This window comes from Aeromonas sobria (assembly GCF_050266975.1).
Taxonomy (GTDB): Bacteria; Pseudomonadota; Gammaproteobacteria; order Enterobacterales; family Aeromonadaceae; genus Aeromonas; species Aeromonas sobria_B.
In genome coordinates, this window is record NZ_JBKISU010000029.1 from 20721 (window position 1) to 42896 (window position 22176).

Annotated in this window: 25 protein-coding genes; 7 read left to right on the forward strand and 18 right to left on the reverse strand. The window is 64.0% G+C overall.

The features are described from left to right. Nucleotides 1–129 precede the first annotated feature (129 nt). Entirely contained in the window at nt 130–759 is a 630-nt protein-coding gene (lexA, locus tag ACLHZ1_RS15790; protein WP_408797481.1) for a transcriptional repressor LexA, read from the reverse strand. Between the two features lie 203 nt (nt 760–962). Here lexA and plsB point away from each other — a divergent pair, with 203 nt between their 5' ends. Beyond that, a complete protein-coding gene (plsB, locus tag ACLHZ1_RS15795; RefSeq protein WP_427262854.1) occupies nt 963–3392 on the forward strand; it encodes a glycerol-3-phosphate 1-O-acyltransferase PlsB in 2430 nt (809 codons plus the stop codon). A 162-nt stretch (nt 3393–3554) separates the two neighbouring features. Here plsB and ubiA read toward each other — a convergent pair whose 3' ends face one another. Further along, nucleotides 3555–4418, reverse strand: a complete 864-nt coding sequence (ubiA, locus tag ACLHZ1_RS15800; protein WP_427262855.1) for a 4-hydroxybenzoate octaprenyltransferase — start codon at nt 4416–4418, stop codon at nt 3555–3557. Between the two features lie 81 nt (nt 4419–4499). Next, nucleotides 4500–5042 carry a chorismate--pyruvate lyase family protein gene (locus tag ACLHZ1_RS15805; protein ID WP_427262856.1) on the reverse strand — a complete coding sequence of 181 codons (543 nt, stop codon included), beginning with the start codon at nt 5040–5042 and terminating at the stop codon, nt 4500–4502. A gap of 145 nt (nt 5043–5187) precedes the next feature. Between ACLHZ1_RS15805 and ACLHZ1_RS15810 the strand changes: the two genes are divergently transcribed. Both ACLHZ1_RS15810 and ACLHZ1_RS15815 read left to right on the forward strand, forming a co-directional pair. Continuing rightward, nucleotides 5188–5619 carry a flagellar basal body-associated FliL family protein gene (locus ACLHZ1_RS15810; RefSeq protein WP_427262857.1) on the forward strand — a complete coding sequence of 144 codons (432 nt, stop codon included), beginning with the start codon at nt 5188–5190 and terminating at the stop codon, nt 5617–5619. A 72-nt stretch (nt 5620–5691) separates the two neighbouring features. Beyond that, nucleotides 5692–5856, forward strand: coding sequence for a hypothetical protein (locus tag ACLHZ1_RS15815; protein ID WP_408797490.1), 165 nt, complete (start codon nt 5692–5694; stop codon nt 5854–5856). Between the two features lie 56 nt (nt 5857–5912). On the opposite strand, the gene ACLHZ1_RS15820 is transcribed toward ACLHZ1_RS15815, so the two are convergent. The 8 genes from ACLHZ1_RS15820 to ACLHZ1_RS15855 form a co-directional block, all read right to left on the reverse strand. Then, nucleotides 5913–6251: a DUF2799 domain-containing protein gene (locus ACLHZ1_RS15820; RefSeq protein ID WP_427262858.1), complete on the reverse strand. Its 339-nt coding sequence runs from the start codon at nt 6249–6251 to the stop codon at nt 5913–5915. 128 nt (nt 6252–6379) lie between these two features. Further along, entirely contained in the window at nt 6380–6502 is a 123-nt protein-coding gene (locus ACLHZ1_RS15825) for a hypothetical protein (protein ID WP_408797494.1), read from the reverse strand. Between the two features lie 94 nt (nt 6503–6596). Next, a complete protein-coding gene (waaA, locus tag ACLHZ1_RS15830) occupies nt 6597–7856 on the reverse strand; it encodes a lipid IV(A) 3-deoxy-D-manno-octulosonic acid transferase (protein WP_427262883.1) in 1260 nt (419 codons plus the stop codon). Then, entirely contained in the window at nt 7856–8890 is a 1035-nt protein-coding gene (gene waaF / locus ACLHZ1_RS15835) for a lipopolysaccharide heptosyltransferase II (RefSeq protein WP_427262859.1), read from the reverse strand. Before waaF ends, waaA begins: the two co-directional genes overlap by 1 nt. Next, nucleotides 8887–10173: a PIG-L deacetylase family protein gene (locus tag ACLHZ1_RS15840; RefSeq protein WP_427262860.1), complete on the reverse strand. Its 1287-nt coding sequence runs from the start codon at nt 10171–10173 to the stop codon at nt 8887–8889. The genes waaF and ACLHZ1_RS15840 overlap by 4 nt, the downstream gene beginning before the upstream one ends. A gap of 3 nt (nt 10174–10176) precedes the next feature. After that, nucleotides 10177–11322: a glycosyltransferase gene (locus tag ACLHZ1_RS15845; RefSeq protein WP_427262861.1), complete on the reverse strand. Its 1146-nt coding sequence runs from the start codon at nt 11320–11322 to the stop codon at nt 10177–10179. Then, nucleotides 11319–12596, reverse strand: coding sequence for an O-antigen ligase family protein (locus tag ACLHZ1_RS15850; protein WP_427262862.1), 1278 nt, complete (start codon nt 12594–12596; stop codon nt 11319–11321). Before ACLHZ1_RS15850 ends, ACLHZ1_RS15845 begins: the two co-directional genes overlap by 4 nt. 56 nt (nt 12597–12652) lie before the next feature. Beyond that, complete coding sequence (locus ACLHZ1_RS15855) at nt 12653–13744, reverse strand: glycosyltransferase (RefSeq protein ID WP_427262863.1); 1092 nt, start codon at nt 13742–13744, stop codon at nt 12653–12655. 307 nt (nt 13745–14051) lie between these two features. On the opposite strand from ACLHZ1_RS15855, the gene ACLHZ1_RS15860 reads away from it, so the two are divergent. After that, on the forward strand, nt 14052–14849 hold the full coding sequence (locus ACLHZ1_RS15860) for a glycosyltransferase family 2 protein (RefSeq protein ID WP_111874932.1): 798 nt from the start codon (nt 14052–14054) through the stop codon (nt 14847–14849). A 56-nt stretch (nt 14850–14905) separates the two neighbouring features. Here the strand turns inward: ACLHZ1_RS15860 and ACLHZ1_RS15865 are convergent, their stop codons facing one another. Next, the gene (locus ACLHZ1_RS15865; RefSeq protein ID WP_427262864.1) at nt 14906–15946 is read right to left on the reverse strand and encodes a glycosyltransferase family 9 protein; all 1041 of its coding nucleotides are present in this window, start codon (nt 15944–15946) and stop codon (nt 14906–14908) included. A 134-nt stretch (nt 15947–16080) separates the two neighbouring features. Between ACLHZ1_RS15865 and coaD the strand changes: the two genes are divergently transcribed. After that, complete coding sequence (coaD, locus tag ACLHZ1_RS15870) at nt 16081–16566, forward strand: pantetheine-phosphate adenylyltransferase (RefSeq protein WP_427262865.1); 486 nt, start codon at nt 16081–16083, stop codon at nt 16564–16566. 39 nt (nt 16567–16605) lie between these two features. Here the strand turns inward: coaD and ACLHZ1_RS15875 are convergent, their stop codons facing one another. From ACLHZ1_RS15875 to radC, 6 genes are all read right to left on the reverse strand, one after another. Then, nucleotides 16606–17481 (reverse strand): VirK/YbjX family protein, encoded by an 876-nt coding sequence (locus ACLHZ1_RS15875; protein WP_427262884.1) that lies wholly within the window; start codon nt 17479–17481, stop codon nt 16606–16608. A 172-nt stretch (nt 17482–17653) separates the two neighbouring features. Further along, complete coding sequence (mutM, locus tag ACLHZ1_RS15880) at nt 17654–18466, reverse strand: bifunctional DNA-formamidopyrimidine glycosylase/DNA-(apurinic or apyrimidinic site) lyase (RefSeq protein WP_408797508.1); 813 nt, start codon at nt 18464–18466, stop codon at nt 17654–17656. A gap of 16 nt (nt 18467–18482) precedes the next feature. Beyond that, nucleotides 18483–18938 carry a hypothetical protein gene (locus ACLHZ1_RS15885; RefSeq protein ID WP_427262866.1) on the reverse strand — a complete coding sequence of 152 codons (456 nt, stop codon included), beginning with the start codon at nt 18936–18938 and terminating at the stop codon, nt 18483–18485. Nucleotides 18939–19028: 90 nt separating this feature from the next. Next, a complete protein-coding gene (gene rpmG, locus ACLHZ1_RS15890) occupies nt 19029–19196 on the reverse strand; it encodes a 50S ribosomal protein L33 (protein WP_005323752.1) in 168 nt (55 codons plus the stop codon). Nucleotides 19197–19207: 11 nt separating this feature from the next. After that, nucleotides 19208–19444 (reverse strand): 50S ribosomal protein L28, encoded by a 237-nt coding sequence (rpmB, locus tag ACLHZ1_RS15895; RefSeq protein WP_005307492.1) that lies wholly within the window; start codon nt 19442–19444, stop codon nt 19208–19210. 136 nt (nt 19445–19580) lie between these two features. After that, nucleotides 19581–20255, reverse strand: coding sequence for a RadC family protein (radC, locus tag ACLHZ1_RS15900; RefSeq protein WP_041997546.1), 675 nt, complete (start codon nt 20253–20255; stop codon nt 19581–19583). A 143-nt stretch (nt 20256–20398) separates the two neighbouring features. On the opposite strand from radC, the gene coaBC reads away from it, so the two are divergent. Together coaBC and dut are read left to right on the forward strand one after the other, a co-directional pair. Beyond that, nucleotides 20399–21601 (forward strand): bifunctional phosphopantothenoylcysteine decarboxylase/phosphopantothenate--cysteine ligase CoaBC, encoded by a 1203-nt coding sequence (gene coaBC / locus ACLHZ1_RS15905; protein WP_427262867.1) that lies wholly within the window; start codon nt 20399–20401, stop codon nt 21599–21601. Between the two features lie 83 nt (nt 21602–21684). Beyond that, nucleotides 21685–22143: a dUTP diphosphatase gene (dut, locus tag ACLHZ1_RS15910; RefSeq protein WP_408797514.1), complete on the forward strand. Its 459-nt coding sequence runs from the start codon at nt 21685–21687 to the stop codon at nt 22141–22143. Nucleotides 22144–22176: the final 33 nt, after the last annotated feature.

Sequence of the window (22176 nt, forward strand, 5' to 3'; positions counted from 1 at the left end):
TCCCCGAGATTGGTCTTGCGTGCCAATCAACAGGCTAAGTAAAGCAGCAAATGAGAATGTGTGAAAAAAGTGTTAAGAAATAAATTGAAAAAACAGCAGGGAATAAAAAGGCCCCGCGAGGGGCCTCAATCACATCCAGTCGGCGTTGCGGATCACGCCGACGGCCAGTCCTTCTATGGTGAGATGCTGGCTCGCCAGGTCGACGGCGATAGGCTGCAACTCTTCGTTTTCCGGCAACAGCCAGACCTGGCTGCCCTTGCGCTGGAAACGCTTGACGGTGACATCCTCATCGAGCCGTGCCACCACCACCTGACCGTTGCGCACCTCCTGGGTCTTGTGCACCGCCAGCAGATCCCCGTCCATGATGCCGATGTTCTTCATGCTCATGCCCTGCACCCGCAGCAGGAAATCCGCTCGCGGATGGAACAGCGCAGGATCCACCTGATAGTGGCTCTCGATGTGTTCCTGGGCCAGGATGGGCTCGCCGGCCGCCACCTTGCCGATGAGGGGCAGCCCCTGATCTTCGTTGGCAGCCTCCTCAACCTCGTCGAGCAGCAGACGGATGCCCCGCGAGGTGCCCGGCAGGATCTCGATGGCCCCCTTCTTGGCCAGCGCCTTCAAGTGCTCTTCGGCCGCATTCGCGGATTTGAACCCAAGCTTCTGGGCGATCTCGGCGCGGGTCGGCGGCATACCGGTCTCGCTCATGTTGACCTTGATGAGATCAAGAACCTGAGCCTGGCGGGGAGTGAGGGGTTTCATAAGATTGGCACCTGTCTTTTTATACAGCACACTGGCAGTATATACAGTGTGCTGACCAAGGCAAGGCTCGACTGACAATTGTCGCAGGCGAGGCCAAAATAACCCTGCTCCGGCCCTCATCGGCGGACTCATCGTACCTCTCGGCGACAAGCCCTGCGTGATTTGCTATGCTCACGCCGCATTTTTTTGGAGAGCAGACGCACATGTCCCTCGGGCAGAGTATTTCCAGAGCCATACTGCAGTGGCCGGTCAGCGGCTTGGTCAATCACAAGAGCCTGCCGGAAAATCCCATCACAGAGCTCAAGCTGGATCCGGCCAGACCCATCGTCTATGCCCTGAAGACCAGTTCGATCACCGACCTGATGACACTGCAGCAGTGCTGCGAGGATCTCGGTCTGCCGGGTCCCTTCACCCCGCTCGAACTGGGGGGCAGAACCGTGCCACGCTACGTCTGCCTCGATCGGCCGCCCCCCCTGTTCGGCTCACGCAGCAAGCCGCTCCCCTTCCTGCAGGAGTTTCAGCAACTGCTGGACTTGCACAAGCTGGATGCCGATCTGGATGTGCAGATGGTCCCCGTCACCCTGTTCTGGGGCCGCGCCCCGGGCCGGGAAGGGGAGGAGGCCTCCGGCTGGAACATCATCAGCAGCCTGGCGCCGAACCGCCTCAAGAAGGCGCTCATCGTCATCCTCAAGGGGCGCGAGAACCTGGTGCGCTTCTCCCCGCCGCTCTCCCTGCGCCACATGGCGGACAAGCACGGCACGGATCAGGCCATCGCCCACAAGCTGGCGCGGGTGGCACGCATTCACTTCAGCCGCCAGCAGCTGGCGGCCACCGGTCCCAAGCTGCCCAACCGCACCCTGCTGTTCAGGCAGTTGCTCGATTCCGGCGTGATCCAGCAGGCCATAGAGGAAGAGGCCGGGCGCGAGGGCATCAGCCTGGAGAAGGCCCAGAAGCGTGCCCATGACTACATGGACGAGATCGCCTCCGACTTCTCCTACCGGCTGATCCGGCTCGGTGAGAGCTTCCTCGGCTGGCTGTGGAACAAGCTCTATCGCGGCCTCTCGGTCAACGGCGCCGAACAGGTGCGCCAGCTGGCGCAGGAGGGACACGAGATCGTCTACGTCCCCTGCCATCGCAGCCACATGGACTACCTGCTGCTCTCCTATGTCATCTATCACCAGGGCATGGTGCCGCCCCACATAGCGGCAGGCATCAACCTCAACTTCTGGCCGGCGGGCCCCATCTTCCGCCACGGTGGCGCCTTCTTCATCCGCCGCACCTTCAAGGGCAATCCGCTCTACAGCACCGTCTTTCGCGAATACCTCAACCTGCTGTTTGCCAAGGGCTATTCGGTGGAGTTCTTCACCGAAGGGGGCCGCTCGCGCACCGGCCGTCTGCTACCACCCAAGACCGGCATGCTGGCGATGACCTTGCAGGCCATGATGCGCGGACTGGACAGGCCGGTGACCCTGGTCCCCGTCTATCTGGGCTACGAGCACGTGATGGAGGTGAACACCTACCACAACGAGCTCAAGGGCAGCCGCAAGGAGAAGGAGAGCTTCCTGCAGGTGCTCGGCATATTGCGCAAGCTGCGCAACTATGGCCGCGGCTTCGTCAACTTCGGCGAGCCGCTGACTCTCAACGGCTACCTCAACGAACACGTGCCGACCTGGAAGGAGCACATCGGCGAGGAGGAGCGCCCCGAGTGGATGGCGGGCACCGTCAACCAGCTGGCCGAGCTGCTGATGACCCGGATCAACGATGCCGCCGCCGTCAACGGCCTGACCCTGAGCGCCCTGGCACTGCTGGCCGCCGAGCGCCATGCCCTGACCCGGGACGAGCTGCAGGCCCAGATCAACACCTATCTGGATTTGCTCAAGCAGGTGCCCTACAGCGAGCGGAGCACGCTGCCCCAGGACAACGCCAAGGATCTGCTGGATCAGGCGATGGAGCTCAACAAGTTCGAGGTGAGCGAGGACAAGCTGGGCCAGATCATCAGCCTGGACCGCTATCAGGCGATCCTGTTGACCTATTACCGCAACAACATACTGCACCTGTTCGCCCTGCCCTCCCTGGTGGCGGCATTGATTGAGCGCTGCGAGGGGATCTCCCGCGGCGAGATCGTCGCCCGCTGCGTCGACATCTACCCGCTGCTCAAGACAGAGCTGTTCCTTCGCTACCAAGAGGAGGAACTGCCGGAGCTGGTCGATGCCCTGCTGGCCGAGCTGCAACGCCAGCAGCTGATCGAGGCGCGCGATGGCGGCTACTGGGTCAATCCGGGCAACCAGATGCGCCTGCTGCTGCTGGCCGAGAGCATCCAGGAGACACTGCAACGCTACGCCATCGTGCTGACCCGCATGCTGGCCCAGCCCCACATAGAGGCGGAGCAGCTGGAGGCGGACGGCCTGATGATGGCGGAGCGCCTCGGCACCCTGCACGGCATCAATGCTCCCGAGTTCTTCGACCCCAAGCTGTTCAGCACCCTGATCCACACCCTGCGCAGCGAAGGTTACCTGGATCCGGGCTGCAAGCCGGATCTCGGCCGCTTCCAGGCCCTGGCCGACAACATAGTGCCGCTGCTGAGCAACAAGATCCGCCGCACCATACAGGCGGGCAACCGGCAGCCAGGCTGATCATGCCAGCCAATGAAACAGGGCCCCAGCACGGGGCCCTGTTTCATTGATGCTCCTATCACCCGCCAGTCTGCCTCTTGCAGCCCATCCACGCGAGCATCCGTCAGAAACGACCAGGGCCGCATCCTGCGGCCCTGGCATCGAGATGGCGCAACCGGCCGGTTACCAGTAATGCAGTACCAGCCCGGCAAACACCAGGGCCCCGACATAGTTGTTGTTCAGGAAGGCCTGGAAGCAGGCCTCCCGCTGCCGCTCCCGGATGAGCCGCTGCTGGTAAACGAACAGGACGGCGGCACCCAGCAGGCCCCAGTAATAACTGGCCCCCAGCGTCATCAGCTGGCCTGTTCCCAACAGGATCAGCAGGGTTGCCAGCTGCAGCAGGCCGATGATCAACTTGTCGAAACGGCCAAACAGGATGGCACTCGACTTGATGCCGAGCGTGAGATCATCATCCCTGTCCACCATGGCGTACTGGGTGTCATAGGCGATGGTCCACAGCACATTGGCCAGGAAGATGAGCCAGGCCGCCGGGGGCAAGGCATTGGCCGCCGCCGCATAGGCCATGGGGATCGACCAGGAGAAGGCCAGACCCAGCACCAATTGGGGGATGGGGATGAAGCGCTTCATGAAGGGGTAGCAGACCGCCAGCACCAGGGCGGCGAACGACAGGGCTATGGTCAGCGCATTCTGGGTCAGCACCAGGGCAAAGGAGAGCAGTGCCAGCACGGCAAACAGTGCCAGCGCCTCCCTCGGGCTCACCTTGCCCATGGGCAGGGGCCGCCCCGCGGTGCGCTTCACATGACCATCGAAATGACGATCCGCGTAGTCGTTGATGACGCACCCCGCCGAACGCATGGAGAAGACCCCTACCACGAACACCAGCAGGGTGCCGAGCGCCGGCACGCCCCCGGCCGCCAGCCAGAGCGCCCACAGGGTGGGCCAGAGCAGCAACAGGGTGCCGATCGGCTTGTCTATCCGTGCCAGCTGGACATAGGCCAGCCCACGCTCCTTGGTCAATACAGTCACAGCAACTCCTTGTTTTAAACTGGAATATCAAGAGAAACGGCGATAGGCGCGCCAGGATCCCACGCTATTGTGGTTCCTGGCTCAATCCAGCCACGACGGTGAGGGGAGATCGGTCAGCACGAGGCCGGGCAAGAGCACCTCGTGCACCAGCAGGGGCCAGCCATTGAGATAGAGGCGCGAGCGCCGCCCCCAGAGCGACAGTGGTTGGTCCTGTGCATCCGTCAACGTGAAACGGGCCAGTTGCAGGCCATCCCGCCGGGCGGGAGCCGCGCCGAAGAGGCGCTCTCCCAGGGGCTGATCCCCCAGCCGATCCAGCCCAGCCCCCGTCAGCGCCGCCTCGGCAAACAGGGTCCATCCCAGTACTGCGGGCCCGTTATCGCCATGCAGCAACACCTCCCGTCGCAGGCCGGCATCGACCCCCAGCAGGCCCTGTTCGTCCGGGGCCAGCCCTTGCAGGTGGTGACCAAGCAGCTCGAGAGAGAAGTGGTGGTTGTGGCGGCGCAGGCGCGCCGTCATGGAGCCCGCGTCGAGCAGCCAGGGCGCGAGTCGCGCCGGTGGCTCGGCCAGCGCAGGCAGCAACCAGTCACTGGTCCGCGTGAGGGGAACAGTCAGCTCGGATTTCACCGCATCACCATCCAGAGAGTTCCGTCATCAGGTTAAAATCGGGCTTATTATCGGTAAATCGATCGAAAAATGTAAGGAAATCCGTGCTTGACGCCCCAGCGGCCAACATCAAAAATGGGGCATCTCACCAGTCTGAGTCCCTACCATGCCCAATGTATCGCAACGCGTTCGCCAGCTCGTCCCCTTGCTGCTCGCCCTCCTGGCCAGCCCGGTCTGGGCGGCAGACCCCGCCGCCGATGCCACGACCCAGCAGGATGGGGTCGCCTACCACCCGATGGAGCCCGACATCATCACCAACTATCTCAGCGAGGGTAAGACCCTGGGCTATGTGAGGGTCACGGTCGAGCTGATGGCCGACAATCACGGGGACCTCAAGCTGCTGGAAGTGCACGATCCCCTGATCCGCGACGCCATCATCCGCCTGATGGGCAGCAAGACAGCGGAGCAGATCAAGTCCCTCGCCAGTCGTGAAGAGCTGCGCAAGGAGTGCGAGGCCAGAGTCAATGAACTGCTGGTGCGCGAAACCGGCAAGAAGGCGGTCAAGGAACTGATCTTCACCAAGTACCTCTATCAGTGAGGTCGGCGCCTGTATTCGCAATGCAAATTGATTAGAATACGGCGAAGTCATAAGCCAAGGTGATCGACGCGGATGGGCAACAAAACCCTGTGTGAATGGCGCCGCCACGAGATCCCGTTCGATCTCAAGACGCTGCGCAAGATAGTACGCAAGCCCAAGTTCGTCTGTGGCAAATGCGCCCGCAGCGCCAACGACAAGGCTTACCTCTGCCAGCCCTTGCGGCTCAAGGAGAAGTGACTCGCCGCCAGCGGATGCGGATTGCCCTGACCAGCTGACCAGCTGACCAGGCCGGGCTACTGATCCGTCCACCCCTGCCTACCCTGGGCAAACAGCTTGCGCGCCTGGGCATCGTTGGGACAGACACCGCGATACTCCTCCCCGGAGCGACCGGCCAGATAGAGGTGCTCGGGACGACAGTACCAGGCGAGCCCCTTCTGGTGGCCCTGTGACCACAAGGCATCATCGACCCTGTCGCCACAGCGGGTCTGGTGAAATTCGACCCGCTGGGCGGTGAATCCCAGCTTGCCATCGGCTTCCCCCACCCCGTCCCAGGGTTGCTCGCACGGGTCGTCCGAGTTGGAGACGCAGCCGCCGAGCAGAGCGGCGACGCAGAGCATGAGTAATGGGCGCATCTTGATCCTTGAGCGTCATTCGGGCTTTCATTCTAGCGAGCCAGTCTCCCGCCACCAAGCCCGGTTTTCACCCACCACCAACAAATCAGGCGGGCCCTTGGCCCGCCTGATTTGTTTACCGTCTGGCCTCACTGGTCGTCGAAGTCGTCGTCAAACTGCCAACTGTCGTCGTCCAGCTCCTCCAGCTGCTCCTCCCAGGATTCCGGCTCCCAGTCATCGTCGAGCTCGTAATCCGGCTTGTGTCCACCCATGCTCATTCTCCTTGGACAGTGCACCCGCTCTCAAAGTCTATCCAGAAAAATGGGGCTCGCCAGTGCACGATGGGCGGACTCCCGGCCGGGCAATTCAGTCGAGCCCGTCCAGGCAACGGGACAGGGTGCGAGCCAGCGCCCCCTGATTGCGCAGCACCACGGCGCGGGCCTGCTCCCCCCGCTCGCGACGCTCGTGCTCATCGGCCAGCAGGGTGCTCACCTTCTCCCCCAGCTCGTCGCTGCGTGCCACCACGATGGCGCCGCCCTGGGCCACCAGCTGGCGAGTGATGTCGCTGAAATTGAAATAGTGAGGCCCCGTCAGGCAAGGTTTGCCCAGCGCCGCGGGCTCCAGCAGGTTGTGGCCACCCACACCGACCAGGCTGCCCCCCATGAAGGCCACATCGGCCGCCGCCAGCATCGACGGCAACTCGCCCATGGTGTCCCCCAGATAGACGCCGTCCTCCTCGCGGATCGGGTCGCCGCCGCTGCGCCGCACGCAGCCGTAAGGGGCGCACAGCTCGGCCACCCGATCGAAACGTTCCGGATGGCGGGGCACCAGGATCAGCAAGGCCGAGGGATGGCTAAGCCGCACCCGATCGAAGGCGGCCAGTACCTGCTCATCCTCTCCCTGATGGGTGCTGGCGGCGATCCAGACCGGTCGATCCCGGCCCAGCGCCTGGCGCAGGGCTAGCCCCTTGCTCAGCACCTCGTCACCGAACTCGATGTCGAACTTGATGGAGCCGGTCACCGCCAGCCGTTCACGGCCGATGCCGAGTCGATGGAAGCGATCCGCGTCATCCTGATGCTGGCAGAGCAGCAGGCCAAGGGGGCGACTCAGGGCATCGAAGGCCCCCTGGAAGCGGCGGTAACGCCCGCAGGAGCGTTCCGAGAGCCGGGCATTGATGATGGTCACCGGCAGGTGGCATGCCTCGCAGGCCGCCAGCCAGTTCGGCCACAGCTCGGTCTCCATCACCCAGAGCGCGCGAGGCTTGAAGGTGGTCAGAAACTTTGAGACGGCCCAGGGATAGTCGAGGGGGGCGTAGCGATGCATCACCAGATCGCCGAGCCTGGCCGCCTGTTCGGCGCCGGTGCGGGTGGTGGTGGTGAGCAGGATCGGCAGATCCGGGCGCTCGGCCTTGAGGGCCCGGATCAGCGGGCTGATGGCGAGGGTCTCCCCCACACTGACCGCGTGGATCCAGAGCGGCGCCTCCTGCCCGGTGGCAGGTGCCCGCCCCAGGTGCTCGCGCCAGCGCGCCCCGAACCCGGGCTTGCCACGCCTGGGCCGGTAGAGCGCCAGCAGCGCCAGGGGCAAGCCCAAATGGATCAAGAAGTTATAGAGCAGTCGATAGCCCATCAATCGCCCAGCTCCAGTCGCTTGCCGGCCTCGATCACCTGCTCGGGCGGCAGATCGTTGAGGCATTTCAGATGGCCGAACTTGCAGGTGCGCTTGAAGCAGGGGCGGCACTCTATGTCGGTGTGCACTATCTCGACCCTGTCCGCCAGAGGCGGCGTATAGAGCGGCGAGGTGGAGCCATAGACGCCGATCAGCGGCCGGTTCAGGGCAGCGGCGATGTGCATCAGGCCCGAGTCGTTGGAGATGACCTGGCGGGCCAGGGCCATCAGGTCGATCGCCTCATGCAGGCTGGTCTTGCCTGCCAGCACATGGCAGTGACTCTGGCTGCGGGGGTTGAGGCTGGCCCGGATCTGGTTGGCCACCTCCACATCCTTGCCGGAGCCGAAGATCCACACCTGCCAGCCCTCGTCGAGCCGGATCTGGGCCACGGCCGCGTAGTGGCGCTCCGGCCAGCGCTTGGCGGGGCCGAATTCGGCCCCGGGACAGAGCACCAGCACGGGGCGGGCGTTATCCAGTCCGAGTCGCTCAAGCGCCTTGCTCTGGTTGATGAGATCCACATTCAGGGCCGGGTGGGGAATGGCCGGGATATCGGCCCGGCTCTTCATCTGCGCCTTGGGGTACGCCAGGGCCAGATAGGCCTCCACCATCAGCGGGAAGGCGGATTTGTTGCTGCGCAGGTCGTTGAGCAGGCCGAAACGATGCTCCCCCTTCCAGCCGGTTCGCACCGGTATCCTGGCAAACCAGGGGATGAGCGCCGACTTCAAGGAGTTGGGCTGGATGATGGCCTGATCGTACTGCTCGGCGGCCAGCTGCTTGCCGAGCCGGCGCCGCTCTCCCAGCTTGAAGTCACCGTGGCCGAGGGGCATGGGCACCGCCTTGTCCACCTCCGGCATGCGCGCGAGCAGGGCGCCGCACCAGGCCGGCGCCATCACGTGCAGCTCGCAGCCGGGGTGGTTGGCCTTGATCGCCTTGTAGAGGCTCTGGGACATCACCATGTCGCCGACCCAGGAGGGGCCGATCACCAATATCTTCATGCTTGTTCTGTTCCTGCGTCTTGCAACACGCCTCTCACGAAGTCTTCGCCGGCCACCCAGCTGAACACCTCATGGGCCTTGATATGGGTCTGAAAATAGCTGTGCAGACCATAGTGATGATACCCATCCCGTCTGACGGTGCGCCCCCACCAGCGCTTGAACCGTTTCTCCAGCCTGTCCTTGGCGTGCAGGTCGTGCATCGTCTCCATGGCCACCACCTTCTCCTTCTGGCGTGCCAGCGACAACGGGTGGCTGTAGCAGCGCCAGGGCCCCAGCGGCGAGGTCTCCTGCTGCCAGGGCGGCAGCGTGGTGCCCGCATGCTCGGGTCCATAGGGGAAATCATGGACCCGGCGCAGGTGATTGGCATAGAGCAGCACCCGGGCCGGCACCTGGCCGCTGCGCCGGATCGCCAGGGCCAGGGCACGGGCCGTGGCCACATGATCCCCATGGGGGTCCACTTCGGGATGGGTCACCAGCACGGTACTGGGTCTGATCTGGGTCAGCAGGGCCGCCAGATCGGCCAACAGCAGCGCCCCCTGGTTGCCTGGCTGCTCATCTCCCGGCAACGGCCGGGGATTCCAGCGCCGAAACGGCGCCGGGGTCAGCGCAGGCAGCTGACCATGGGCCACCCTGGCCTCCGGGTCGGCCACCAGCCTTGCCAGGCTGTCGTTGAAATAGCCCAGGCAGAACAGACGGGCGGCACTCACCCCGGCCAGCAGCGGGGTCGTCACGCTGTTCCAGGCCCGGATCATCCCCTTGCGCGCCGAGGCGCTCGGCAGATCCGCGTCCAGACCCGGGATGTATTGGCGATCCAGCCGACCGAGCTTCTCCCCTGCACTCAGGGTCACTATCCAGCTGCGTTCGGCATGGTCGCTGTAGAGCCCGAAGGCGGCCAGCTCGGCATCGTCCGGATGGGGGGAGAGGATGAGCACAGGGCCATCCGCCAGCGCCGGATTGGCGAAGGCCAGCAGCCGGGCCTGCTCCTGCCAGCGGCAGTCGATGCCCCGCAGTCGCACCCGATCCAGCTCGCCCAGACCCGTCAGGTTGAGAAAGCGCCTGCCCCGCTGGTTCGCTTCGAAATATTGCTCACTGCCGACGCTGTCGGCGTCGATGCGCAGGCACCCCTGGCGCCGCTTGTGGGTCGCCTCATAGCCAAATTCCAGCAACAGGGTGTGCTGGGTCAGCTCACCGGGAGTGGCCACATCCAGCCTGCCATCCGGCGACAGCTTGACGGGGGAAACCCAGCTCGGGGCCAGGGGATAGCAATGATCCTGTGTCGTCATGATTTAATCCTGAATGAGGGCGAGGAAACGCCTGGCTATCTCGCCATCATCGAACCGCTCGACCCAGTGAGGCTGGATCCGGACCGGGTCGGCCAGCGCCTCACCCATCTTGGCGGCCAGGGCGACCTCATCGGCTGGCGCCAGCAGGCGGGTCTGCTCCTCGATCAGCACCTCGCGGATGCCACCGGGCACATCCGTGGCCACCACCTGGGTGCCGCAGGCGAGCGCTTCAATCAGCACCAGCCCCAGCCCCTCGGTGCGGGAGCTGAGCACGAAGGCCTCGGCACGGGCGACCCAGGGATAGGGATTGTCCCTGTGGCCCAGCAGGATCACCCTGCCAGCCAGCCCCAGAGACGACACCTGCCGCTCCAGGGCGGCACGCTCGCTACCCTCGCCGATGATCACCAGTTTGCACTCCAGCTGCGCCCGCTTGAATGCCCGCAGCAGCAGGCCCTGGTCCTTGACCGGTACCAACCGCGCCACATGCACCAGGAAGGGGCCCTCGATCACGGGGTCGGGAGCAGACTGCGCCAGCTGGCGCACCCGTGCCAGGGGGACACCATTGTGGATCACCGCCTGACGGGCCGGTCGCACCGAGAAGTGGGACAGGGTCTGCTGCAGCACCCTGGCGATGCCGTGGGAGACACAGATCACCTGCTTGTCCTGAAACAGCTTGGCGGTGAGCCAGCCACCGAGGCGATAACCCCTGAGCTTGGAGGAGGGCCCCTCCACCAGCTGCCAGCAGCGGGGGTCGCGCAGACCCCACAACAGTTCGAACGCCCCCTGGCCCCGGATCAGGATCTGATCGAAGGAGCCGAATCGGGTCTCCATCTCGGCGATCCGCTCTCTGGCCAGGGCGCTGGTGCGCCAGCCAGTCCAGACGAATCCAGATCCCGGCAGCAGATGCCTGAGCAGGCCTCGCCCCAGCAGATCCCAGCCCAGCCCGGCCAGGCCACGCCTGGCGTCACGCTCAATGTCGCCCCCGGCGTGCAGTTGCACGGCGGGATCCGGGCTCAGTCTGGCATCCCCGCGCAACACCCAGATATGCACCTCATGGCCCTGTGCAGCCATGGCATTGGCCAGGGTGATGCTTGCCTGCTCTATGCCTCCTTGTTGCAGGCGGCGCAATATGATGAGAATGCGCTTCATCTGGCCGCATCCGCCAGACCGCGGGGATAGCGGCGGCGCCAGCAGAGGGTCACCAGGCCCCCGACTATGATGTTGAACACGAAGGTGCCCGTGCCAAACGACATGTAAGACTCGAAGTTGTTGACGATGACCCAGAACACGAAGAAGCAAAAACCGAATACCAGCACATCAGTCGGCATTAGGCCCACCCGCCAGCTCAGCCAGCAATCCCGACCAATGGCCCCGGCCAGGGCCACCAGCAGCAGGGTTCCGGCCAGGCCGTAACTGAGCTGCACCTCGAGGAAATAGTTGTGCAGATGGCCAAACTGCTGCTTGACCCAGTCAGGCAGGGCATCGGAGTGGGCCAGCACCCGGCTGCGGGCCTGGGAGCCCCAGCCGAACCAGGGCCGCTCCAGGATCTTCTCGGCGGCCACCTTCCAGGTGTTGGCCCGGATCCCGACGCTGGTGTAGGGGATGTCGTCCCAGTCGCCACGCAGCAGTTGCTGGATGACCGGAGCCTCTTGCTCGTAGCGCTGCTCCACGTGGGCGATGCCACGCTCCCCCAGGGTCACGCACAGCAGGGCCGTGGCCGCGAGCAGCAGGCCGAGCAGCCAGCAGCGGGGACGCTTGAGCCAGACCCAGAACACCAGGGCCAGCAGCAGGGCCATGAAGATGGCCAGAAAGATAGCCCGGGTCTGGGTCACCATGATCCCCAGCGCCGCCACCGCCAGGGTGCCTAGCCAGAGCGGCAGTCGCCACCAGAGCCGCGGGCCGGCCGCCAGCCAGCGCTGGCTGAAGCAGAGGCAGCCGAGCATCAGGGTGCCGAAATACATGGCCACATGCTGGGCATTGCGGATGCCAAAATCGACCCTCACCCCCGCCATGCCCTTTTGCCACGCCTGCCAGTCAGCGGACGAACTCAGCACGGCGAACAGGAGCCCCAGCGCGGCTATGCCCCACAGCCAGAAGACGTTGCGCAACCTGCCCGCCAGCAGCACGGCGGTGGCGAAGAAGAAGAAGATCTTGGTCAGTCGATCGAGGTGGGGATTCGGGCTGGAGATGACGGTCGGCGCCAGCATCCCCAGGCACCAGGGGATCAGCTGCACCAGCACCGCCAGCAGGACAAACTTGAAGTAGGTATCGAGGGCCATGCGCCTGTGGGAGGTCAGCATCAGCAACAGGGTCATGGCCAGAAACCCCACCTCCATCGCCTTGCCGACCCCGCCAAACCAGATGCGGCAGAGGGCATAGATCAGCAGGCAGGCGACACCCAGGCCCCTCAGGTAAGGAGACAAGCCAGCCTCCTCTCCCCCACCCCATTGTCCATCCAGGCGTTTGATGATGTTTGTATTCAAGGTGTGGCTCGCTGCGGCAATGACAAGGCCTCAAATTGAGGCAAAACGCTCTCGGCGAGGAAGGGCTGGTAGTAATCCGCCGTGATGGTGACGGGGGCGGCATCCATGCGGGCGATGGCATCGGCCAGGGCCACCTCGTCTTGCAGCGGCACCAGGAAGGCGGCCAGCTCGCCACTCAGTATCTCCTTGGGGCCGGACGGACAATCGACACTCACGATCGGGGTGCCGAGGAAAAGCGACTCGATCAGTACCCTTGGCAACCCCTCCCCATCCGAGGTGAGGATCAGCGCCTTGGCGTGCTTGATGTAGGGATAGGGATTGGTCTGGTAGCCGGGCAGTATCACCCTGGATGTCAGGCCGAGCTCGTCGATGAGCCCCCGCACCCTGGCCTCCTCCTCCGGCTTGCCCTTGCCCAGCAGCAGCAGGGGCGTCTGCACCCCGCTGGCCCGGTAGGCCCGCAGCAGCCGGTCGTGGCGCTTGCGATGCTCGAAGGTGCCCACATTGATCAGATAGTCCCCGGCGGGCAGGTCGGCCGGCTCGGCGGCCATGCGCACGAAGCCTTCCCGCTCGTAGGGGTTGTAGATGGCGAGGATCCGCTCCGGGGTGAGTTCGGCATCCTGCAACAGGCCCTCGACCACCCCCTGGGAGCAGCCGATCACCTTGCGGCCGTTATAGAAGCGCTGCAGCTTCGCCTTGGCCTTGGCCTTGGCCTTGGGGGTATAGCGGGAGGCGAGCATGTTGCTCTTCACCCAGAACCAGAGGTTGGGGTGATCGAGGTGGCGGGTGATCTTGTCACAGGAGCAGGAGAGCACCACATCCGGCGCGAGGCGACGGATGGCCCGGGCGATACGCCAGGCTTGCCATTTTTCGACCAGCACATTGGAGAGGGCCTTGGTGACCCCATTGACCAGGGCCAGGTTGATCACCTCCAGCTCAGGCGGCAGACGATGTTCGATCAGGTCGCGCAGTATGAAGACCGTCACCCTGTGGCCGCGCTGACGCAGCCCTTCCGCCGTGTTGATGAGAGACTTTTGCGCGCCACCACCATACAAATCTTCAATCACAAATACGAAACGCTTGGAGTTCATGCATCATCTCATCAAGGAATAACGTCGGTCACTCGGTGAGTCACCGATCGGCCCGCCCGGCGCGGCAACCACCCGCCCCCTGGCAGACAGAGGGAGCACGACAGGGGCGAGTAACCCCCGTATCGGGATGAAAAATCATCTTGGCTGCCAACAAATCGACTTGAACAGCCATAAAGCGGCACAACCCATGCCAAGCGAGCAAAGGATAATCGGCGATTTTCCGTGACCCCCAGCGGCAAGTCAAACTTTGCCCACCAAACTTGAATCAGGATAGAATGTGGCTCACCTTCCTTCGCCGGTTATTTCCATGGAACAACAACAACCTGTCACCCTGGCGGTGGCCCTGACCACCTTCAACAGCATGCGCTGCCTGCCCATGGTGCTCGATAGCGTGCAGGGGCTGGCACAACGCATAGTGGTGGTCGACTCCGGCTCCACCGACGGTACCCGGGAATATGCGGCCGAACGAGGCTGCATCGTCATCGAACGCCCCTGGCCAGGCCCGCTCAAGCAGAAGGTCTTCGCCATGGAACAGTGCGCCCCGGCCAGGTGGATCCTGCTGCTCGACTCCGACGAATCTCTTGAGCCCGAACTCAGGAGCGACATGGAGCGGGTGCTGCGCGAGGACGATCCCGCCATCAGCGCCTGGGAATTCCAGCGCAAGATCTGGTTCCTCGGCGGCTGGCTCCACCACATGTATCAGCCGGAGTGGCGTCTGCGTCTGGTGCGCAGCGATCAGTGGCGGATGGAGGGCAAGATGGACCTCTATCACGACAAGCTGGTCACGGACGGCAAGGTAGGCAAACTCAAGGGCATCTGTCGGCACGACTCCTATGCCGACATCAAGGACGCTGTGCTGCGGGCCCAGCGCTACGCCGAGCGCGCCGTGGGTCGCGAGATGAAGGGGGGTCGCTGGTACGACTTCATCTGGTGCATCATCGACGTGCTCTGGCGCCACGGCATTCGTCAGCGCGCCTTCCTCGATGGCAAGCGCGGCCTCATCATGCTGGGCATCACCATGGCCTCCAAGCTGATCCGTCAGGCCTATTTCTGCCAGCAGCGGTTGCAGCCGCCGAAGAAGGACTGGGAAAACCCAGTGGTCTGAACGACCTCAAAAGCAGCATCATTCAGGGCCCGTCATGGGCCCTTCTGCTGCGCCCGTCAGGCAGGTTGCCAGAGCGCCCTGCCCCAGTGCGCGATGGCGCCGGCCATGGTCTTGGGATCGAGCTGACTCATGTCCTCGGGATGATCGCTGTCCTCGGGGGGGCTGAATGCCAGGTGGCGCCCCTCCTGGTTGAGCGGGCGCCAGCGCAGCGGCCGGGCCGAGCGGTGCGCCGGGAAGAAGCCCACGGTCGGGACATCCAGGGCGGCCGCGATGTGCAGCGGCCCCGTGCTGCCCGCCATGAACAGGGCGGCATTGGCCAGCACCTGACAGAACTTGGGCAATCCCTCGTCGGAACGATAAATCCAGCCGTTGCCGCCATGGGCCAACAGCTCGGCCGCCAGCTGCTCGGCCTTGGTCTCTTCCCCGGGCCCGGCGGTCAGCACGCACTGCAACTCGGGGCAGGCCTGGTTGAGCTTGATGATGAGCCGGGCATATTGCGCAATGGAGAGGTTGTTGGCCGATCCACCGCTGCCCGCATGCACCATCAGCCAGGGGCGCGTCACCTCCAGACCCAGCTTGTTGGCGGTCTCGGCACGCACCCTGGCCAGCAGCTGGGGCTCGAACGCCAGATAGGGCGCCTGCGGCTCGACCACGCTCGCCTGCTGATCGGCCAGGAAATGACGGATCAGATCGAGGTTGTACTCATATTCCGGCTTCTGGGAGCGGGAGCGGCGCTGCACCAGGCGCTGGTTGTAGAGCACCTGGGCCAGCTTGGTGGCCGGGGCGAGCCGGTAGGGAATGTGGGCCTTCCACACCAGCTTGGCGTTGCGGGTGTTGGAGAACAGGCAGATGGACGCATCGAAGGCGGCCGCCTTGATGCGGGCCAGCAGGGCGCGCTGCTGCTCCTTGTCGGCGTGGGCGCCCGGATCCAGGATCACCTCGTCAATCCAGGGGCAGAGCCGTGCCAGCGGCGCCGTATAGCCGGGAACCAGGGCCGTCACATGACAGTTCATGGAGCGCTTGAGCATGGCAAAGCTCGGCCAGGCCAGCATGAAGTCACCAATCTTGTCATTGCGAACAACCAGAATGCGTTTCATAAAAGATCCCTTTGCTCCCCACACCCAAGGCGGGAAGGCTGAATGCGCGATGGGGTATTCTTGCCTGATGCACTGCTATTCTCAAGCGACGACCTTATAATGCCAGCAATTTTCCGGTTGCAGGACGTCATCACATGAGCACCAGGGTTATCTATCCGGGGACCTTCGACCCCATCACCAATGGCCACACCGATCTGGTGGCGCGGGCCGCCAGTCTGTTCGATGAAGTCGTGGTCGGGGTGGCCAACAGCCCGAGCAAGCGGCCGCTGTTCGATCTGGCCGAACGGGTCGCCCTGGCCAGCGAAGTCACGGCCCATCTCGGCAACGTCAAGGTGGTGGGCTTCTCCGGTCTGCTGGTCAACTTCGCCCGGGAGCAGAACGCCAACGTGCTGATCCGCGGCCTGCGCGCCGTCTCCGACTTCGAATACGAATTTCAGCTCGCCAACATGAATCGTCGCCTCATGCCGGAGCTCGAGAGCGTCTTCCTCACCCCGGCCGAGGAGAACTCCTTCATCTCTTCGAGCCTGGTGAAGGAGGTGGCCCTGCATGGCGGCGACATCCACCAGTTCGTCGACCCCAGGGTCGCCCGGGCCATCGCCGCCAAGCTGATCAAGCCCTGAGTCCCCATAACAGCAGAGCGGGCCCAAGCCCGCTCTGCATCATGCCTCCCGCCGCCACGGCTCCCGACAGGCGAGCGCCAGGGCATCCAGCCACTCGTAGCGACGCCGGTACATGGCCCGCTTCTTGGAGGCGATCTCCGTCAGCGGCTTGCGCACCACGGGGGCCAGGGTCACGAAGTTGGCATCCAGCCCCTGGGCGCCGAACTCCTGCCACAGCTCATCATAATCGGCCTGCAAACTGGCCTTCTGCTTGCTGCTGTAACGTCTGGCCTGAAACACATGGGCCCGCTTGCGCACCGCATTGACCCTGACGGCCCCCATGGCCCCCGCCATCTCCAGCACCAGCATCACCACCAGCGACTTGGGCCGCAGACCATGGCCCTCCTTGGTCAGCTCGCGCACCCGTTCATGGGCCTGCGGGACAGCGGGCTCCGGCCCCTGCACCGAGCCGATCACCAGGCTCAGGGCATCGGCCTGGCCCGCGAGAGAGAAGGCGCAGCTGTAGAGACGCCGTCCCTGCGGATCCACGATGGAGACGGCCAGCTCGGCCTCCCGCCTGAAAGTGCCATCATGGCGCAGCACGATGCGGCAACCGCTCTGGGGATAGTGCCCCAGGGTCACCCCCTCTCCCAGGTAGAGGGGGGCAATCAACCCCGGATAGCACAGCTGCAACAGCCGGTAGTGCTCGACCAGCATGCTCGCCCGCTGCCGCGCACTGGAGCTGGCGAAGCGATAGGGGCGCAGGGGCTTGTCGAGCAGTTCGGGGTACTGGGCCGGCAGCGCCTTGAGCGGCTCGCTGCGAAACAGCTCGAACACCTGGGCCATGGCGCGGCGATAGATCAGGCTGCGCAGCACGAACTTGCCGCGCTTGAAGCCCAGGCGGCGGCCACCGTCCGGGTAAAGATAACGGGCCATGGCCAGGGCGCCATAGCGGGGTTGGCGGGAGAGTTGCTCCCAGCCGAAGAGGGCCTTGCTCGTCATAACCGGATCTCCTGCCACCTGAATGGGGGGCGATCCTAGGATTGACGGCCGCTCACTGCAATCGGCTGGCAACACTTGCTTACAACTCCTCCAAATAAGTCCCTTGTCAATGCTGGCACTGGCTGCAGAACACAGTGGTGCGCTGACCGATGCGGATCTCGGTCAAGGGCTGCTGGCACTGGTGGCAGGGCTGCCCCCCCCGGCCATAGACCTGCAACTGCTGCACGAAGTAACCGGGCTTGCCATCGGCGCTGGTGAAGTCCTTGAGGGTAGTGCCCCCCTGGACAATGGCCGCCGCCAGCACCCGCTTGATCTCGGCCACCAGGGTCGCCAATCGCTCGCCGCTCACCTCCCCCGCCGCCCGCCTGGGGTGAATGCCGGCGGCGAACAGCGCCTCGTTGGCGTAGATGTTGCCCACCCCGACCACCACATGATTGTCCATCAGGAAAGTCTTGATGGCGGTGCTGCGCCCCTTGGCCCGCTCCCGCAGATAGTCGGCGTTGAAGGCGTCGGTCAGCGGCTCGGGCCCCAGCTTGGCCAGCAGGGCGTGGGCCTCGGCCGGTTCACGGGTCCAGAGCAGGGCCCCGAAGCGGCGCGGGTCATTGAGCCGCAGCAGCTTGCCGTTGGCGAGCTCTATGTCCACGTGGTCGTGCTTCTCGGCCGGGGTGCCAATGTCGAGCACCCGCAGGCTGCCGGACATGCCAAGGTGCAGGATGGCGGTGCCGAAGTCCGTCTCCAGCAGCAGGTACTTGGCGCGGCGGCTGACCCTGTGGATGGTGAGGTTGACCAGCTCCTGGATTTCGCCTGGCACCGGCCAGCGCAAACGGCCGTCGCGCACCACCACGCGGGTGACCTGGATGCCAGTGAGCCAGGGGGAGATGCCCTGGCGGCTGACTTCGACTTCGGGTAATTCGGGCATCTCGTCCTCTTTGGGGTCAGGGGGCGGGTTTGAGCAGGTCACGATACTGATCGGCGGAGAGGGCCAACCAGCGATCTTGTGCCAAACGGACGGCATAGCGGCCATTGTCCTGGTAGAGCGCCAGAGTCACCGGCTCGCCCTGGCCCGCCAGCCAGACAGCCACCTCGACCGGCGCACCGCGCAGCGGATCACTCGACGGCAGCAACCAGCCTTGCCACTGCGCGACCCGAGCGGCCAGGGCGTCGCTGTCCAGCCCCAGATCCGGCACGCTGCGCCAGCCCTGCCCAATCCGCTCAACGCGCCAGCTCGGTCCCTGCCAGCTGAGTACCACGGCACTGTCAGGCAGCAGGCCATGGCGCCGCTGGGCACTGTTCTCCTGCTGGGCCTGCTCGAGGCGATGCAGCAACACTATCACCGCCAATACCGCCACTATGATGACGTTGTTCCAGCCTTTACGGCTCAGTTTTACCATGACAAGCCTCCGTTCGAGTCGGCAGTGTACTGAATTTGGGCCATAAAAAAACCCGGCACTAGGCCGGGCTTTTGCAACAAAACCAAGTAATTACTTGATTTTGCCTTCTTTGTAGATCACATGCTGACGAATCACGGGATCAAATTTCTTGATCTCCATTTTTTCGGGCATGGTGCGCTTGTTCTTGGTAGTGGTATAGAAGTGACCAGTACCGGCGCTGGAGTTCAGGCGAATCTTATCGCGAATACCTTTAGCCATGATCTAATTCCTTATACCTTAACGCCGCTGGCACGCAGTTCAGCCAGAACCACTTCAACGCCGCGCTTGTCGATGATACGCATGCCTTTTGCGGATACGCGCAGGCTTACGAAGCGTTTTTCACTCTCAACCCAGAAACGGTGAGTGTGCAGGTTCGGCAGGAAACGACGCTTGGTAGCGTTGTTAGCGTGCGAACGGTTGTTACCAACTGCCGGGCGCTTGCCGGTTACTTGGCATACTCTAGACATGTCAGTCTCTCCAAATCTTACTTCATTGCTCGAGCAAATATCTGCCCCGCTGGCCTTCGATTGCGGGGCAAACAGAAGGCGGCATTTTATACAGCATCCGTGATCAAAGATCAACTAATACAGAGCCAGAGCCCGGTTATAACCAACCACGCTCTGCAAAAGAAACCGTGATGCCGTCACCGATCACCAAGTGATCCAGCACTCTGATATCGATCAGGGCCAGGGCGGCCAGGATACGATCTGTGATCTGACGGTCGGCCCGACTGGGCTCGGCCACGCCAGACGGGTGATTATGCGCCAGAATGACGGCCGCTGCATTATGTTTGAGTGCTATCTGCACGATTTCTCTGGGCCAGACACTCGCCGAATCCAGGGTGCCGTAGAAAAGTTCGACAAACTTGATCACCCTGTGCTGGTTGTCGAGCAGCAGCAGGGCAAACACCTCCCGCGGCCGGTCCCGCAGCTGGGCCTGCAGATAGTCCCGGGTCAGCTGGGGCGAGGTGAGCGCATCCCCCCGTTGCAGCTGCTCGGCCAGGTGGCGCCGGCCCATCTCGAGCACCGCCTGTAACTGGGCATATTTGGCGGGCCCCAGGCCATGGGCGGCGCAGAACAGCTGTTGATCGGCCCCCAGCAATGCCCGCAACGAACCAAACTCCCCCAACAATTGGCGGGCCAGATCCACGGCACTCAGGCCACTGACCCCGGTGCGCAGGAAGATCGCCAGCAGCTCGGCGTCGGAGAGTCCCGCCGCCCCCTGCAGCAACAGCTTCTCCCGCGGACGCTCCCCTTCTGGCCACTCTTTGATGCTCATATGCCACCCTCCCTGTGCCGCCGAGCGAAGCCGGGCGACGTTTGACGAGAGTCTGACCACAAGTCGTCCATGTCAGCCTCTGTCGTCACCCTCAGGCTGTGTTATCTTAGCCGACCAGTCAGAACGAGCCGGAAGCAAAGCAGATGAGATTGGCCGATAAACGCATCCTGTTGGGGATCAGCGGCGGCATCGCCGCCTACAAGAGTGCCGAACTGGTGCGCCGCCTGAAAGATCAGGGCGCCGAGGTGCGGGTGGTGATGACCCGCTCCGCCAAGGAGTTCATCACCCCGCTGACCCTGCAGGCGGTCTCCGGCCACCCCGTCGCCGACAGCCTGCTCGACCCCGCCGCCGAGGCGGGCATGGGCCACATCGAGCTGGCCAAGTGGGCCGATCTGATCCTGATCGCCCCGGCCAGCGCCAACCTGATGGCCCGCATGGCGGCCGGCATGGCCGACGAGCTGCTGACCACCCTCTGCCTGGCGACGCCGGCCCAGGTGGCGTTGGCCCCCGCCATGAACCAGCAGATGTATCTCAATGCCGCCACCCAGGCCAACCTCAAGACCCTGGCCAGCCGCGGCATCCTGCTGTGGGGGCCGGATTCCGGCAGCCAGGCCTGCGGCGACATAGGGCCGGGCCGGATGCTGGATCCCCTGGAACTGGTGGAGCGCTGCTGCCAGCAACTGGCCGCCGAACCGCTGCTGGCGGGGGTCAGATTGCTGCTTACCGCGGGGCCGACCCGGGAGGCGCTGGATCCGGTGCGTTACATCAGCAACCACAGCTCGGGCAAGATGGGCTATGCCATCGCCCGCGCCGCCCGTGAGGCGGGCGCCGACGTCACCCTGGTGAGCGGCCCGGTCGCCCTGCCAACACCACCTGGGGTCGAGCGGGTCGACGTGGAGAGCGCCTTGCAGATGCACGAGGCGGTGATGAGCCGGGCCGGCGCATGCGATCTCTTCATCGGCTGCGCCGCCGTGGCGGATTATCGCCCGGCGCAGGTGGCCCCTCAGAAGATCAAGAAGACGGATGACAACGATCAGATGACCCTGGCCCTGGTCAAGAATCCCGACATCATCGCCGCCGTGGGCGCCCTGGCCGACAAGCCGTTTACCGTGGGATTTGCCGCCGAAACCGTGGATGTGGAACAATACGCCCTCGATAAATTGCGACGAAAGCGGCTGGACATGATCGCCGCCAACGATGTCTCCCAAGCCGGGCAGGGCTTCAACGCCGATGACAACGCCCTCGCCGTGTTCTGGCAAGGAGGTCAGGCCACCCTGCCCCTGGCCGACAAGCTGACGCTGGCCCGTCATCTTGTCGCCCTGATTGCGCGCCATTATCGGCCCTGAGCCCATTGAACATGCCGGGAGCCCCGCAGGCTCCCGCAGTACCACCCGATCGCCTCCGGGCGATCCCATTGAAAAAATGATTCATGACGACACAAATTGAACTGAAGATCCTGGATGCCCGCATCGGCACCGAATTTCCCCTGCCCGCCTATGCCACACCGGGTTCCGCCGGCATGGATCTGCGTGCCCTGCTCGATCAGGCCATCACGTTGGCACCAGGTGAAACCACTCTCGTCCCCACCGGCCTCGCCATCCATATTCAGGATCCGGGTCTGTGCGCCACCATCTTGCCCCGCTCCGGCCTAGGCCATAAGCACGGCATAGTGCTGGGCAACCTGGTGGGCCTCATCGATTCCGACTATCAGGGGCAGCTGATGATCTCGGTGTGGAACCGGGGCAACGACAGCTTCACCGTTCAGCCCGGCGAGCGTATCGCCCAGCTGGTGATCCTGCCCGTGGTTCAGGCCCGCTTCCAACTGGTCGATGAGTTCAATCAGAGTGAGCGGGGTGAAGGCGGTTTTGGTTCTTCTGGTCGCCAATAACAAGACCCGGTGCAGCCCCTGGCTGCGGCGCAA